This is a genomic window from Glycomyces sp. MUSA5-2, from assembly GCF_037034145.1.
GTDB classification, from domain to species: domain Bacteria; phylum Actinomycetota; class Actinomycetes; order Mycobacteriales; family Micromonosporaceae; genus Glycomyces; species Glycomyces artemisiae.
In genome coordinates this window covers 1,102,101-1,117,066 of record NZ_JBAGKG010000001.1, presented here as the reverse complement: position 1 = coordinate 1,117,066, position 14,966 = coordinate 1,102,101, and the positions used below count along the sequence as shown (strand labels likewise).

Here is a 14,966-nt window from a genome sequence, read left to right as displayed (position 1 = left end):
CGAAAGCGGACGGCCGGGCCCGGCCGCGGGTGCGTACCCTGGCCGCATGAGAGGTCTCCTCGCGGCGGTCGCGGTCGTCCTGGTCGAGTTCGCGGTGTTCGCCATGATGCCGACCGGCCCCGTCCCCGCGGGCGTCCTCGCCCTGCTCGCCGCCGCGGTCGTCGTCGCGCTCTGGCAGAGGTACCGGCGTGCCGAGCGCGAGCAGGAGGCCGCAGTGAACCGCGAGCGGCTGCGCCTGGCCCGCGACATGCACGACCGCATCGGCCGCCGCCTCGGCCTCGCCGCGGTCCAGGCCGCGGCCCTCGAAGTCCGCGAGACCGACCCGGAGCGGCGCGCCGCGGCCCGCCGCGTCGGCGACTCGCTGCGCGGCGCCGTCGAGGACCTGCACGGCCTCGTGGCGGTCCTACGCGGAGGTGAAGCAGCAGCGGAGGTCGACTTCGACCACGCCGCCGCCGCATCGCTGGCAGCCCGCTTCATCGAGGCCGGTGCGCAGGTCGAGCTGCGCCAGCGCGGCGAACCCGGCCCGTTCACCGCGGCCGGGTCCCGCGCGGCCTACGCGGTCCTGGAGGAGGGCCTCGCGAACGCCGCGAAGCACGCCCCCGGGACCCTCGCGGTCGCGACGGTGACATGGGAGGAGGACACCCTGCTCGTGACGGTGGAGAACCCGCTCCCGGACACGGCGGCCGAGACGTTCGCGGGCGGCCACGGCCTGACGGGCCTGCGTGAACGGGTCGACGCCGCCGGGGGCCTGCTCGACCACCGCGCCGAGGAGGGCCGGTTCCGGTTGAGCGCCATGCTGCCCCGCGTCCGGGAGCCGAAGGTGGCGCGGCGCGTCAAGGCCGCGGCGTTCGCGACGCTCGTGCTCCTGCTGGTGCTGGTGCCGCTCACATCCGTTGCGGGGGTCCAGTGACCACTGTGCTCATCGCCGATGACGAACCGCTCGTGGTCGAAGGGGTCCGCACGGTCCTCGAAGCGGCCGGGTTCCGGGCCGTGGCCACCGCGCACGACGGCCGGGCCGCGATCGCCGCGGCCGAGCGGCACCGGCCCGACGTGGCGCTCCTCGACCTCCACATGCCCGGCCTCGGCGGCCTCGCGGTCGCCGAGCGCCTCGCCGCCGCCTCCCCGCTGACGCGGGCCCTGGTCCTCACCTCGTTCGGCGACCAGGCGAACGTGCTCGCCGCGGTGGAGCGCGGCGCGGCCGGGTTCGTGCTGAAGTCGTGCACCCCGGAGGAGCTGGTGACCGCGGTCCGCGCGGTCGCCGCGGGGGAGGCGTACCTCTCGCCCGCGGTCACGCGCATGGTCCTGGGCCTGGTCGCGCCCGAGTCGGCGCCGCGCCGCCGGGACGCCCTGGCCCGCGTCGACCGACTCGCCGCGCGCGAGCGCGAGGTCCTCGACCTCCTCGCCGAGGGCCTCTCGAACGCCGAGATCGCCGCCCGCGCCCACATGAGCGAGGCCACGGTGAAGACCTACGTCAGCCGCGTCCTCGCGAAACTCGGCTGCGCCAACCGCGTCCAGGCGGCCCTCCTCGCGAGGGACGCCCGGTCCTCATGACCGCCAGGCGGCGAGAAGGTCCTCGGGTCCGTAGGCACCGTCGACGCGCTTGGCGGTCACGCCGCTGCGGCTGACCGCGATGAGCGGGAGCGGCCCGTCGGTGAGCGCCGAGCGCTGATTCTCCAGCCTCGTCAGGTCGCGGACGTCGAACGGCGCCTCGTCGCGCCACTTGATCGAACCGATCGCCCTGACCTCCTTGGCGATCGGGCCCCGGTCGGCGACGACGACGTCGATCTCCACGTCGTTCGTGCGGGTCCAGTAGGCGCCGACCGCGCCGGGGGCGACGTCGATCCGCTCGTCGGGGAGCAGCCGCCAGAGCGCTTCCCGGACCAGCGGCTCGACGGCCCGTCCCCTCCAGGCGCTCCAGCTCGCCTTGATCCGGTCGAGGACCAGGTCGGGGCGCTGGCGTTCGAGCTCGGTCATGTTGGGGCCGATGAACGACAGCCAGAACCGCAGGTACGGGTCGGCGATCGAGTAGCGGCGGTCCTTCGACGCCTTCAGCGAGAGCGGCAGTTCGGCGTTGACTAGACGCTTCGACTCCAGCGTCTTCAGCGCGGCGTTGAGCGAGGAGAGCGCGATGTGCTCCCCCGACCGCTGGATGTTGGTGAAGGTCCGCTCGCCGTTGCCGATCGCGGTCAGCACCTTGCGGGCCTGCGCGGCGGGAGGGAACTCCGACGACAGCGACCGCTCCGCCGAGACCTGGAGCGCGGAGACCGGGCTGTCGAGTGCGCCGCCGAGGTAGTCCCACACGGTGCCGCCGCGCGGCCATTCGCCGCACAGCAGCGGCAGCCCTCCCGTGACCAGTGCAGCGTCGAAGGCGTCGGCGGGTTCGAGCCCGGCCATGTCGCCGATGTCCGCGGGGGTCAGCGGGCCGACCACCATCTCGGTACCGCGCTGGTGGAACGGCCGTTCGTAGTCGTTGAGCGCCTCCATCATCGCCAGGTCCGAGCCGATGAGCAGCAGGAGTACCGGGTGTCGGCTGAGGAACCGGTCCCAGGCCCGTTGCAGATAGCCCTCGAAGCCGGGGACGTCGCGCATGAGGTAGGGGACCTCGTCGAGGACGACGATCGAGGGCTCGTCGAGCGGCAGTGCGTCCGCGAGGGCGTCGAGCGCCCCGCTCCATGAGGCCGGCGGGTGCTCGGTGTAGACCTCACTGTCAGGCAGGCTCGACGCGGCGATGTCCTCCCTCAGCCGCCCGAGGTGGTCGGAAGGCTGCCCGTCCGCCGCGGAGAAGAAGAGAGCGGGCAGGCCGGAGCGCTGGATGAACTCCTCGGCGAGCATGGACTTGCCGATCCGGCGCCGCCCTCTGATGAGCAGACAGCGTCCCGGCCGGTCTTCGCCGACGCCGTCGGCGACCTGGCGCAGCAGTGCCGACAGGACGCCGAGTTCGCGATCGCGTCCGATGAACATGATTCACCAATCTGAAGCCTACGAGTGCCTACTTCAAGTTACTGAAGTACAGTCGACTGTACTTCAGTCTATCTGAAGTCTTCTTCGGCGCCAGAACGAAGGGCCCGCGCTTCGGCGCGGGCCCTACTTGTCGACGATCGGGTTCACCAGCTGGAGGGGACGGGGGCGCCTTCGGTGTAGCCGGCGGCGGACTGGACGCCGACGGCGGCGCGCTCGTGGAACTCCTCCAGGTTGGTGGCGCCCGCGTAGGTGGCGGCGGAGCGGATGCCCGCGACGATGGAGTCGAGGAGGTCCTCGACGCCGGGGCGCTGCGGGTCGAGGTACATGCGGCCGGTGGAGATGCCCTCCTCGAACAGGGCCTTGCGGGCCTGGTCGAAGGAGGTCTCGCCGGCGCTGCGGGCCTTGACGGCGCGGGCCGAGGCCATGCCGAAGGACTCCTTGTAGGGCTTCCCGTTCGCGTCGTAGTGCATGTCGCCGGGGGACTCGTGGGTCCCGGCGAACCAGGAGCCGATCATGACGTTCGAGGCGCCCGCGGCGAGCGCGAGGGCGACGTCGCGGGGGTGGCGGACCCCGCCGTCGGCCCACACGTGGCGGCCCATGCGGCGCGCGGTGGCGGCGCATTCGAGGACCGCGGAGAACTGGGGGCGGCCGACGCCGGTCATCATGCGGGTGGTGCACATGGCGCCGGGGCCGACGCCGACCTTGACGATGTCGGCGCCCGCGTTGATGAGGTCCATGGCGCCTTCGGCGGTGACGACGTTCCCGGCGGCGACCGGCAGGTGCGGGGCGGCGTCGCGCACGAGCTTGAGCGCGTCGAGCATCTTCTCCTGGTGGCCGTGCGCGGTGTCGACGACGATGGTGTCGGCGCCGGCCTCGACGAGGGCCGCGGCCTTGCCGGTGACGTCGCCGTTGATGCCGATGGCGACGGCGACGCGGAGCTTCCCGTCGGCGTCGGTGTTCGGCCGGTAGATGGTGTTGCGCAGGGCGCCGGCGCGGGTGATGACGCCGTGGAGGCGCCCGTCCGCATCGAGCACGGGCGCGAGCTTCACGTTCGACTCTTCGAGGACCCGGAACGCCTCGGCCTCGCTCGTCCCGATCTGGAGGGTCACGAGCCGGTCGGACGCGACCTGCTCCAGCTGCGTGAACCGGTCGACGCCGCGGCAGTCGGCCTCGGTGACCACGCCGAGCGGGCGGCGCTCGGAGTCGGTGACGATGACCGCGCCGTGCGCGCGCTTCGGGAACAGCGCGATGGCCTCCGCGACCGTGGCGGTCGGCGGGAGGGTCAGGGCCGCGTCGCAGTCGAGCGGGCGGGACTTGACGCGGGCGATGACGTCGGCGACGACGTCGACGGGGATGTCCTGGGGGATCACGGCGAGCGCGCCGCGGCGGGCGAGCGTCTCGGCCATGCGCCGGCCCGAGACCGCGGTCATGTTCGCGGCGATGATCGGGATCGAGTTGCCGGTGCCGTCGTTCGTCGAGAGGTCGACGTCGAGGCGGGACGCCACGTTCGACCGGTTGGGGACCATGAACACGTCGGAGTAGGTGAGGTCGTGCTCGGGCTGGCGGTCGATGAAGCGCATGGCGAGGCCCCCTGTAGGGAGTGGTCGAGGTCCGGCGGCAGAGTAGCCGCCGCCGGGTACCCTAACCCGTTTTCGGTCGTGATCCGCAGTGCTTGTGGTGCTACGCACAGCACTGACCATTGTCCCCCGGGAAATGCCGGGTTGTAAGTCTTGCACCCGACAGATCGGTTACGCCTTCGCGGCGCGCTACTCGGAGATGCGGCAGATCGGGGCGCCCGCGGCGACGACGTCGCCGATGCCGATCTCCAGGCCGGAGACCGTCCCGGACTTGTGCGCCTCGATGGGCTGCTCCATCTTCATGGCCTCCAGGACCACGATCGTGTCGCCCTTGACCACGGACTGGCCCTCGGTCACCGCCACCTTCACGATGGTGCCCTGCATCGGCGAGGGCAGCGCGTCGCCGCCGATCGCGGGACCGCCGTCGGCCTGCTTCTTCGCGGCGCGCTTCTTCGGCTTGCTGGAGGCGACGGGGTTGAGCAGCCCGGCGGGGATCGACACTTCGAGGCGCTTGCCGCCGACCTCGACGACGAGGCTGGTGCGCTCCTCGGCCTCGCCGTTCCCGGCGCCGCCCGCGGTGTACGGCTCCAGCGTGTTGTCCCACTCGGTCTCGATCCAGCGGGTGTGGACCGTGAAGTCCTCGGCGAACGCCGGGTCCTCGACGACGAGGCGGTGGAACGGGAGCACCGTCGCGATGCCCTCGACCTCCATCTCGGCGAGGGCGCGCGCGGAGCGGCGCAGGGCCTCCTCGCGGGTGGCGCCGGTGACGATGACCTTCGCGAGCAGCGAGTCGAAGTTCCCGTCGATGACGGACCCCTCCTCGATGCCGGTGTCGACGCGCACGCCCGGCCCGGCCGGGAGGCGCAGCTTCGTGACGGCCCCGGGCGCGGGCAGGAACCCGCGGCCGGGGTCCTCGCCGTTGATGCGGAACTCGATGGAGTGGCCGCGCGGCTCGGGGTCCTCCAGGAGCGGGACGGCCTCGCCGGAGGCGATGCGGAACTGCTCGCGCACCAGGTCGAGGCCGCTGGTCTCCTCGGAGACGGGGTGCTCGACCTGGAGGCGGGTGTTCACTTCGAGGAAGGAGATGGTGCCGTCGACGGCCACGAGGAACTCGACGGTGCCCGCCCCGTGGTACTCGGCCTCCTTGCAGATGGCCTTGGCGGCGTTGTGGATCACGGCGCGCTGGTCGTCGGTGAGGAACGGCGCGGGGGCCTCCTCGACGAGCTTCTGGTGGCGGCGCTGGAGGGAGCAGTCGCGGGTGCCCACGACGATGACGTTCCCGTGCGTGTCGGCGAGGACCTGCGCCTCGACGTGGCGGGGCCGGTCGAGGTAGCGCTCGACGAAGCACTCGCCGCGCCCGAACGCGGCCTCGGCCTCGCGGACCGCGGACTCGTACAGGTCGGGGATCTCCTCGCGGGTGCGCGCGACCTTGAGGCCGCGCCCGCCGCCGCCGAACGCGGCCTTGATCGCGACGGGCAGGCCGTGCTCGTCGGCGAACGCGAGGATCTCGGAGGCGTCCGAGACGGGGTCCTTGGTGCCGGGCACCAGCGGCACGTCCGCCTTCATGGCGAGGTGCCTGGCGGTGACCTTGTCGCCGAGGTCCCTGATGGACTGCGGGGTCGGGCCGATCCAGGTCAGCCCGGCGTCGATGACGGCCTGGGCGAACTCGGCGTTCTCCGAGAGGAACCCGTACCCGGGGTGCACGGCGTCGGCCTCGGACCGCTCCGCGATCCGCAGGAGCTTGTCGATCCGCAGGTAGGTGTCGGCGGCCGTGAGGCCGTCGAGGGCGAACGCCTCGTCGGCCAGGAGGGTGTGGGGGGCATCGCGGTCGCCGTCGGCGTAGACGGCGACGGACTCGAAGCCGGCGTCACGGCAGGCCCGGATGACTCTCACTGCGATCTCGCCGCGGTTGGCGATCAAAACCTTGCGCACGTCCCGCAGTGTAGTTGCCGGGTATCCGGGACCGGGGGCGCGCCGAGACGCAGGGCCCGGAAGAACCGGCACGAACCGGACTGTTTTTAGAGGGTCTCCATAAGACGGGTTGTGGATTTTTTAGCGTGATCTATTAAACGATCGTTCAGGGGTTTACTTTCCGATCCCCTCGCGCCACATCTGGACCTGCTCCACGAACCTGTCGCTCTGGATGGCCTCGCGCCAGTAGCGCGCCTGCTCCTCGTCGAGGTCCGAGCCGATGTCGAGGTCGCCGGACTCGATGCGCGCGGCCGTGTTCTCGCACCACTCGGCGTCCACGGCCCACAGGTCGGCCTGGCGGCGGATCATCGCCCGCGCGTGGGCGGGCACGAACGCGTCCCCGTTGGCCTCCTTGAAGTCCGAGGTCGTCGCCGCGAGCACCTGGGTGACCATCTCGACGCGCTCGTAGAGCGTCTCGGCCCGCTGCCTGAGCATCGCCACGTTCTCGGCGGGGCTGAGGACCTGCGCGAACGTCCACGCCGTGTGGAACGGGTCCTCTGAGGACGAGACCTCCCACAGCTTCTCGCGCAGCGTCCGCTGGAAATCGGTCTCGCCCTTCGCGGTGATCCGGTACGTCGTGCGCGCGGGGCGCGCGTCGACCGACTCGGTGCCGACGACCTCGATGCTCCCGTCGGCGGTGAGGCGCTTGAGCGCGTGGTAGATCGAGCCCGCGCCGACCTCCGACACCCCGGGCAGCCGCCAGGAGTCGAGCTCCCGGCGCACGAGGTAGCCGTGGACGGGGCCGAGCCACCTGACCAGGCCGAGGACAAGCAAGCGCGTGCTCCACATGCCGTCGATATTACTCCAGCGTTGACTATGGCGCTACGGACCCGGAATCCGAGTTGCGGGCGTCTCAGGGGTGTGGTTATAGTCAAACTTGAACAAGGAAACAGGTTCACAGAAACACCGTTCCATCGATCCGTCCACCCGTGAGGTACCCATGCTCATCGAGACCAAGGGGCTGAAGAAGACCTTCAAGTCCCGCGGCAAGGAGGTCGAGGCCGTGCGCGGCGTCGACCTCGCCGTGAAGGAAGGGGAGGTCTTCGGCCTCCTCGGCCCGAACGGCGCCGGCAAGACCACCACCATGCGGATGCTCTCGACCCTCATCGAGCCCACCGAGGGGCAGGCCGTCGTCTGCGGCCACGACCTCGCCCGCGAGGCCGGGAAGGTCCGCCGCGACATCGGGTACGTCGGCCAGGCCGGCGGCACCTGGGGCGAGGTGACCGCCCGCGAGGAGCTCGTCATGCAGGGCCGCCTGTACGGCATGTCGAAGAAGCGCTCGCAGGTCCGCGCCGTCGAGGTCCTGGAGGCGTTCCAGCTCGGCGAGTACGCCGACCGCAACGTCAAGACCTACTCCGGCGGCCAGAAGCGCCGCCTCGACATCGCGCTCGGCATCATGCACGAGCCGAAGCTCCTGTTCCTCGACGAGCCGACCACGGGCCTCGACCCGCAGTCGCGCGCCCACATGTGGGACGAGGTGCGGGCCCTGCGCGAGCGCGGCACCGCGATCTTCCTGACCACGCACTACCTCGACGAGGCCGACGCCCTGTGCGACCGGCTCGCGATCATCGACCACGGCGAGATCGTCGCCGAGGGCACCCCGATCGCCCTCAAGAAGGAGGTCGCCGGGGACGTCGTCGCCGTCGGCGTCGCCGACCGCGCCGCCGAGGCCCACGACCTGTTCGCCGCCAAGGACTTCGTGCGCGAGGTCGAGACGGGCGAGGCCGACCCGGCCACCGGGATCGCGGTCCTGCGCCTCTACGTCGACGACGGCGCGGCCGCGCTCCCCGAGCTGCTCCGCGCCCTCGACGGCGCCGACCTCTCCCCGGCCTCCATCGAGCTCCACCGGCCGAGCCTCGACGACGTCTTCCTGAAGCAGACCGGCCGGTCCCTGCGAGAGGAGAAGTAGCCGTGAAGGTCTTCCGCGACACCTGGCTCGTGTACTCCCGGGCCATGAAGCTCAACCTGAAGCAGCCGGTCTGGCTCATCGTCATGCTGGTCCAGCCGATCTACTTCCTGTTCCTGTTCGCCCCGCTCCTCGAACCCATGGACGGCATGCCCGGGTTCGAGAACGGCGCGATGGAGACGTTCGTGCCCGGCCTCATCATCATGATGGCGCTCTTCGGGTCCGCGTTCGTCGGCTTCGGCCTCATCGCCGAGCTGCGCCAGGGCGTCATCGAGCGCATGCGCGTCACCCCGGTCAGCCGCATCGCCCTCATGCTCGGGCGCACCCTGTCCACGGTGACCACCACGGTGTTCCAGTCGCTCGCGCTGGTGCTCCTGGCCGCCGCGACCGGGAAGCTCGACGTCTACTGGCCCGGCGTGGCCCTGATGCTGCTCATCGTCATGCTCACCGCGTTCATGCTCGCGGCCGTCTCCCTCGGCCTCGCGATCATCCTCAAGAGCGAGGACGCGATGGCGCCGACGATCAACACGCTCGTCCAGCCGATCATGCTCATCTCCGGCATCATGCTCCCGATGGTCATGGCCCCCGCCTGGCTCCAGAACGTCGCCGACTTCAACCCGTTCTACTACGCCGTCCAGGCCTCCCGCGAACTCTTCGCCGGCAACCTCGACTCCAGCTTCGTCTGGGAGGCGCCCGTCATCCTCGGCGCCCTCACCATCGTCCTCGTCTGGTGGGCGACCCGAAAGTTCGCCCGCGCCGTGGCATAGCACCAGGAAACCGGAAACCGCCGCGAACCGAACGGTTCGCGGCGGTTTTTCCTTGCGCGCTAGAGGGTCTCGACGCCGTCGGTGCCTCGGAGGGCGCCCCTGGTGTCGAGGACCGGGACGCCTGCGGGGAGGGCGTCGGGCCGGTACTCGCCGTGGTTGGTGAGGAGGACGATGAGGTCGGCCTTGGCGGTGGCGAGGTCGGCGACGCGCTCGACCTCGTGGCCGCCGACGGTCCAGGTCGTCACGTGCGGGTCGTGGTAAGCGACCTCGGCGCCCGCTTCGATGAGCTTGCGGCCCACCGGGGTCGCGGGGGACTCGCGCTGGTCGGCGATGTCGGGCTTGTAGGTGACGCCGAGGAGGAGGACCCGGGCGCGCGAGAGCGCGATGCCGTTGCCGTTGAGCTTCGCCATGGCCCGGTTGACCACGTACTCGGGCATCCGGTTGTTGATCTCCTGCGCCAGCTCCACGAACCGGAACGGGTAGCCGAGGGTCCGCACCTTGTACGACAGGTAGTTCGGGTCGATCGGGATGCAGTGCCCGCCGACGCCCGGGCCCGGGTAGAACGCCTGGTACCCGAACGGCTTGGTCTTCGCGAGGCCGATCGCGTCCCACAGGTCCACGCCGAGCTCGCGGCAGAACACCGCCATCTCGTTCACGAGTGCGATGTTGACGTGCCGGTAGGTGTTCTCCAGGAGCTTCGCCATCTCGGCCTCGCGCGGGCCCTTGGCCTCCACGATGGTGTCGATGAACCGCGAGTACAGCGCCTTCGCCGCGGCGGTGCACTCAGGCGTGAGGCCGCCGACCACCTTGGGGGTGTTGACGATCCCGTACACCGGGTTGCCCGGGTCGACCCGCTCGGGGGAGAACGCGAGGCAGAAGTCCGCGCCCGGCTCCAGGCCCGACTCCTCCTTGAGGATCGGGGCCACGACCTCCTCGGTCGTGCCCGGGTAGGTGGTGGACTCCAGGACCACGAGCGCGCCGCGCCGCAGGTGCTGCCCGGCGGAGCGGGACGCGCCGATGACGGCGGCCAGATCGGGGCCGCCCGCCTCGCCCAGCGGCGTGGGCACGCAGATGACGATCGCCTTGGCGCGCGACTGAACGGAGGCGTCGGTCGTCGCGGTGTAGCCCTGCCCGAGCATCACGGCCAGTTCGGCGTCGGCGATGTCGTCGATGTGGCTGGAGCCCGCGTTGAGCGCGTCGACCACGGTCTGCGAGCGGTCGAGGCCGACCACGGTCAGGCCCCGGGCGGCCGCGGCCTGCGCGAGGGGCAGGCCCACATAGCCCTGGCCGACGACGACCAGGTCGACGTCGAAGGCCGGCTCGTTCGGTGCCGCGTCGTTAACCACAGTGGAGTCCTTTGCGAATCGACAGGGTGGGATCGAAGGGGTGAATCGAGATTAGCAACGGCAACGTCCAGGGGGCCAACCAGGGCAAACATCAATTCCCGTTGGCTGCTCGTTCATCCATTGGTCATGTAATGTGCGCGAAATCGTCGATCGGTGAGTCTGTTCACCGATTGATAGGCGAATGTTCACCATTCCCCGAAGGCGTCTGCGGCCGCGCGGACCTGCGCGAACCGCTCCCTGAAATCTGCCGTTCACATGCGGTTTCACCCGGTGCGCGGCGTGACCGCGGCCCCATTCTCCGGCCGGTCCGAAGTGCCGCCTGGCGCTACGATCGGTCCATGCCCGCACTGAGCATTGTCATCCCCGTCTACGAGGCCGAGGCGTACCTCGCCGGGTGCCTCCGGACGATCACCGGCGGGGGCGACCGGCTCGAAGTGGTCGTCGTCGACGACTGCTCGCCCGACGGCTCCCGCGCCGTCGCCGAGGCCTTCGCCGCCGAGGACCCGCGCATCCGCGTCGTCGCGACCCCGCAGAACGCGGGCTCGGGCCCGGCCCGGAACTTCGGCCTCACGCAGGCGAAGGGCGACTACGTGTGGTTCGTCGACGGCGACGACGAGCTCAAGCCCGGCGCCGTCGAGCGCGTGCTCGCCGCCGTCGAGGCACCCGAGCGGCCCGACGTGGTCCTCGTGCAGCACGAGAAGGTCCGCGACACCGGCGTCGTCGAGATCGGCGAGCTCGCCGACCTCGCCGCGCACTGCCCCGCCGACCCGGCCTCGTTCACGCTCGCCGAGTGGCCGCAGATCGTCGACTACACGCACACCCCGTGGACGAAGGTCTCCCGCCGCGAGTTCCTCACCGGCATCGACCTCGGCTTCCCCGCAGGCTGGTACACCGACATCCCCTGGACGTACGGGCTGCTGCGCCGCGCCGAGCGGATCAGCGTCGTCACCGAATGCTGCTACCAGTGGCGCCAGCGCGCCGGGTCCTCGATCACGCGGACCCGCGACGACCGCCACTTCGACGTGTTCACCCAGTGGCAGCGCGTCTGGGACGACTTCGAGGGCGTCACCGACCAGGGCGTGCGCGTCGCCCTGTTCAACCACATGGTCTGGCACCTGCTCCTCGTCATCGGGAACACCGAGCGCGTCGACCCGAAGAAGCGCCGCGAGTTCTTCCGCCGCACCTCCGGGCTCTACCGCCGCTACCACCCCGGTCCCGACGCGTGGCACCCCGCCGAGGGCGTCACCGGCCTCAAGCAGCGGCTCCTCGCCGCCCGCGCCTACCTCGGGTACGAGGCCCTGCGCCAGGTGTACCGGCTCGCCCAGCGGCTCAAGCACACCGACGTGAGCGGCCGCGACTCAGCGGCCGAGCCCGCGCCTGACGGCCCGGCGCAGCGGGCCGAAGCCGCGCTCCCGACCCCCACCCGCGTCACCGGCCACTGAGGCCGGGGCGAACGCCTCCACTAGAGGGCCTTCGCTGACTCGCTCCGCACCCCAGACGTCTGCAATGGACACGTTGAGGTGCGCTGCGCGCGCTACGGCCGCGGCGCGTTCCAAGCGCACGATTCCCTGGGGTAGTACGACTTCCAGCAGTCCAAGTCGGTGCTCGTTCGCATAGTCCACGAGGACCCTGACGGCCTCCGGGCCGGGCTCGGCGTCGGCGGGCACCTCGACGCGGTACGGCACGCGCCGGTCCGGTTCGAACGCCTCGGCGAACCGCACCCGGGCCTCGCCCTTGAACGCCTCCAGCAGGTTCCGGGCCGCGAAGTGCGGGTCGTCCAGGGGCGCATGGCGGCCGGTGTGCGGCTCGGGCCACTCGCCCGTGACGGTGACGCGCACGTCCCGCACCGAACCGCCCAGGATCGCGTCCACACAGGACTCTGTGCCGTCCCCGGCCGCGACCGCGACGTCGGCGAGCGGCGTGTCCCAGGACCGGTTCGCCCTGGGCCGCTTCAAGTCCACCTCCGGGACCCGGTTCGCGATCTGGGGCCGCCGGTACGCCTTCGCGAGGTCGCCCCGCGAGGCGATCTGCCGCGGGCCCAGGTGCCACGCCGAGGAGTCCTCGTCGGGCACGAACAGCGCGCCGGCCTGGTGCAGCCGGTACCCGAAGATCGTGTCCGAGCCGAGCAGCACGTCCGCGTCCATCCCGCCAGAGGCGTTGAACATGGTGCGCGCCACCGAGAACGACGCGCCCACGAGCACCCGGAACGCCCGGTGGTCGGCCTCGCGCAGACCCGCGGTGGCGCCGATGATCTGCTCGATCCACTGCGGCTCGGCCCGGTCGTACAGCGACGCGGCCTTCCCGGCCCGCACCGCCTCGAACACGTCCACGGGGTCGAGGTCACCGGCCCGGTAGTCCACGAACCGCTTGTGCCCCAGCACCGCCAGGTAGTCGGCGGCGTGGTGCCACCGCAGCTGCGACTCCACGTGGTCGTCGAAGACCAGCATGTCCGAGTCCAGACGCAGCACCACATCGCCGTCCGACTGCGCCGCACCGGAGTTCGTGGCGTGCGCGGAGGCCCACCCGCCCGGCAGCGGCTTGACGATCCGCGTCGACTCGGGCCGCAGCTCCGGCAGGCGCAGCGGCGGCTCCGTGCCGTCGTCGACCACGACCACTTCCACGAGCGGCGACGGATACGACTGCGCCGCAAGGGAAGCGAGCGTGACATCCAGTTTGTCCTGGTGGCCGTGTGCGGGGATCACGACGCTCACGCTGAGCTTCGGCCGCCAGCCCGCGCCCGGCCGGTCGAGGGGGCCGTAATCGTTGCGGCGCAGGACGGTCACTGCTGGCTCCTAGCGTTTGAGCATGGCGCGCAGGCGGGCGCGCTGGCGGGCGTTGAAGTACTTGCGGGCGAAGCGGCGCGCGATGTCCGCCGGGGGCGGGCTGAAGACGGTGCCCTCGGGTTCATCGGCGGCGAGGTCGTCGAAGGTGGTGACGCCCCAGATCCCGGCGACGACCTGGTCGAGGCCGGTGCCGCCGGTGATGTGGCGGGCGCGCGCGAACGCGGCGGTGCGCTCCAGGCGGGCGGGCGGGCCGCCGGGGAGCTCGGCGAGCACGAGGCCGGCGTCGACGCGCTCCATGAGGTGCAGCATCCGGCCGAGCCCCTTGGCGCGCATGGGGACCGGTTTGGGCAGCAGCAGCCGGTAGGGGACGGCCGGGTCGGCCTCGGGGGCCTGCTGGGTGATCCGCACGCGGGCCTCGGCGTCGTACAGCTCCTCGATGAGGCGCAGCTGCGCGCCGTCCCCGGCGAGGATCGACGCGCGGTCCTGCGGGGCCGGGCCCTGGCCGGTGACCAGCGTGATCCGCACGTCCCCGTCAGGGCCGCCGAGGACGGGCGCGACGGCCGCGTCCACTTCGGCCGCGGTCGCGTCGGCGATGTCGACCACCATGTCCACCAAGGGGACCCGCCACGCGCGGGGCGCGGCGGTGCGGCGCCAGCCGTGCAGCGGCACGCGCTGCGCGATGTACGGCACGCGCTGCTGGCGGCCCTCGTCCCCGCGCTCCAGCATCTGCGGCATCCCCAGATGCCATGCGGAGGAACGGGTCTCGGGGACGAACACGGCCCCGGCCTGCGCGAGCCGGTACGCGAACTCGGTGTCCGAGCCCAGGCGCAGGTCGGTGTCGAGGCCGCCGACGGTCTTGAAGAAGTCGCGGTGCAGCGACCCGGTGGCGCCGATGAACACCCGGTAGTTCGTGGGGTGGTGCGCGGTCAGGCCGTCGGTGTCGGCGATGACCGTCTCGATCCAGTGCGAGGTCGAGTCCTCGATCGCGAACAGGGCCGCGCCCTCGCCGACGAGGACCTTCTCGTGGACTTGCTCGGGCGTCAGGCGCCCCGGCTCCCACGCGGTGAACCGCTTGTGGCCCAGCACGGCCAGGTAGTCGGCGGTGTGGTGCCAGCGCATCTGCTGCTCGACGTGGTCGCGGTAGGCGACCATGTCGGAGTCCAGGCGCAGGACCACCTGCCCGTCGGCGTGCGCGACGCCGGTGTTCACGCCGTGCGCCGAGCCCCACGAGTCGGGGGTGGTGGTGACCAGGCGGGTGTGCTCGGGGCGCAGCTCGGGCAGGCGCAGGGGCGGGGACGAGTTGTCGTCGACGACGACGACCTCGGTCAGCTCGGCCGGGTACGTCTGGGCGGCGAGGGCGGCCAGCGTGAGGTCCAGCTTCTCCTGCGCCCCGTAAGCTGGGATGACGACGCTCACCGCGAGACTCGGCTTCCAGGTGTCGCCTTGCGGCGGGTGGAGGGCCCTATAGTCGTTGCGGACGATGCGCGGGCGTTTCGGTGAGTCGCTCATTTCGCGCCCACGATATCCCGGCAGCGGCGGAGGACATTGACCGGCTTCCCAGTTCAACATCTGTTTACGCAGGTGAGGGGGACCGTTCGTTTTCAATTCAGCTTCGCGGCCTTTGAGTCCGCGAAGATCTCAGTCGAAAGCGACGC

12 protein-coding genes are annotated in these 14,966 nt (G+C 71.3%); 5 read left to right on the top strand and 7 right to left on the bottom strand.

Annotated features, from left to right (window positions below):
* Positions 1-46 precede the first annotated feature (46 nt).
* Positions 47-910, top strand: a complete 864-nt coding sequence (locus WA640_RS05260) for a sensor histidine kinase (RefSeq protein ID WP_335986446.1) — start codon at positions 47-49, stop codon at positions 908-910.
* Positions 907-1,551, top strand: coding sequence for a response regulator transcription factor (locus WA640_RS05255; protein WP_335986444.1), 645 nt, complete (start codon positions 907-909; stop codon positions 1,549-1,551). Before WA640_RS05260 ends, WA640_RS05255 begins: the two co-directional genes overlap by 4 nt.
* On the opposite strand, the gene WA640_RS05250 is transcribed toward WA640_RS05255, so the two are convergent.
* From WA640_RS05250 to WA640_RS05235, 4 genes are all read right to left on the bottom strand, one after another.
* A complete protein-coding gene (locus WA640_RS05250) occupies positions 1,546-2,961 on the bottom strand; it encodes an ATP-binding protein (RefSeq protein WP_335986443.1) in 1,416 nt (471 codons plus the stop codon). The two genes, WA640_RS05255 and WA640_RS05250, sit on opposite strands and share 6 nt — an antisense overlap.
* Positions 2,962-3,104: 143 nt before the next feature.
* A complete protein-coding gene (locus WA640_RS05245) occupies positions 3,105-4,541 on the bottom strand; it encodes a GuaB1 family IMP dehydrogenase-related protein (protein ID WP_106364067.1) in 1,437 nt (478 codons plus the stop codon).
* Positions 4,542-4,727: 186 nt separating this feature from the next.
* The gene (locus WA640_RS05240) at positions 4,728-6,470 is read right to left on the bottom strand and encodes an acetyl/propionyl/methylcrotonyl-CoA carboxylase subunit alpha (RefSeq protein ID WP_335986442.1); all 1,743 of its coding nucleotides are present in this window, start codon (positions 6,468-6,470) and stop codon (positions 4,728-4,730) included.
* 153 nt (positions 6,471-6,623) lie between these two features.
* The gene (locus WA640_RS05235; protein ID WP_335986441.1) at positions 6,624-7,298 is read right to left on the bottom strand and encodes a PadR family transcriptional regulator; all 675 of its coding nucleotides are present in this window, start codon (positions 7,296-7,298) and stop codon (positions 6,624-6,626) included.
* 151 nt (positions 7,299-7,449) lie between these two features.
* Between WA640_RS05235 and WA640_RS05230 the strand changes: the two genes are divergently transcribed.
* Together WA640_RS05230 and WA640_RS05225 are read left to right on the top strand one after the other, a co-directional pair.
* Positions 7,450-8,418 (top strand): ATP-binding cassette domain-containing protein, encoded by a 969-nt coding sequence (locus WA640_RS05230; RefSeq protein ID WP_335986440.1) that lies wholly within the window; start codon positions 7,450-7,452, stop codon positions 8,416-8,418.
* A gap of 2 nt (positions 8,419-8,420) precedes the next feature.
* Positions 8,421-9,182, top strand: coding sequence for an ABC transporter permease (locus tag WA640_RS05225; RefSeq protein ID WP_106364063.1), 762 nt, complete (start codon positions 8,421-8,423; stop codon positions 9,180-9,182).
* A 59-nt stretch (positions 9,183-9,241) separates the two neighbouring features.
* On the opposite strand, the gene WA640_RS05220 is transcribed toward WA640_RS05225, so the two are convergent.
* Complete coding sequence (locus WA640_RS05220) at positions 9,242-10,528, bottom strand: nucleotide sugar dehydrogenase (protein ID WP_335986438.1); 1,287 nt, start codon at positions 10,526-10,528, stop codon at positions 9,242-9,244.
* Positions 10,529-10,866: 338 nt separating this feature from the next.
* Between WA640_RS05220 and WA640_RS05215 the strand changes: the two genes are divergently transcribed.
* On the top strand, positions 10,867-11,970 hold the full coding sequence (locus tag WA640_RS05215) for a glycosyltransferase family 2 protein (RefSeq protein ID WP_335986437.1): 1,104 nt from the start codon (positions 10,867-10,869) through the stop codon (positions 11,968-11,970).
* Here WA640_RS05215 and WA640_RS05210 read toward each other — a convergent pair.
* Together WA640_RS05210 and WA640_RS05205 are read right to left on the bottom strand one after the other, a co-directional pair.
* Positions 11,887-13,311: a glycosyltransferase family 2 protein gene (locus WA640_RS05210; RefSeq protein ID WP_335986435.1), complete on the bottom strand. Its 1,425-nt coding sequence runs from the start codon at positions 13,309-13,311 to the stop codon at positions 11,887-11,889. The two genes, WA640_RS05215 and WA640_RS05210, sit on opposite strands and share 84 nt — an antisense overlap.
* Before the next feature lie 9 nt (positions 13,312-13,320).
* Positions 13,321-14,820 carry a glycosyltransferase gene (locus tag WA640_RS05205; RefSeq protein WP_335986434.1) on the bottom strand — a complete coding sequence of 500 codons (1,500 nt, stop codon included), beginning with the start codon at positions 14,818-14,820 and terminating at the stop codon, positions 13,321-13,323.
* Between the last annotated feature and the right edge of the window lie 146 nt (positions 14,821-14,966).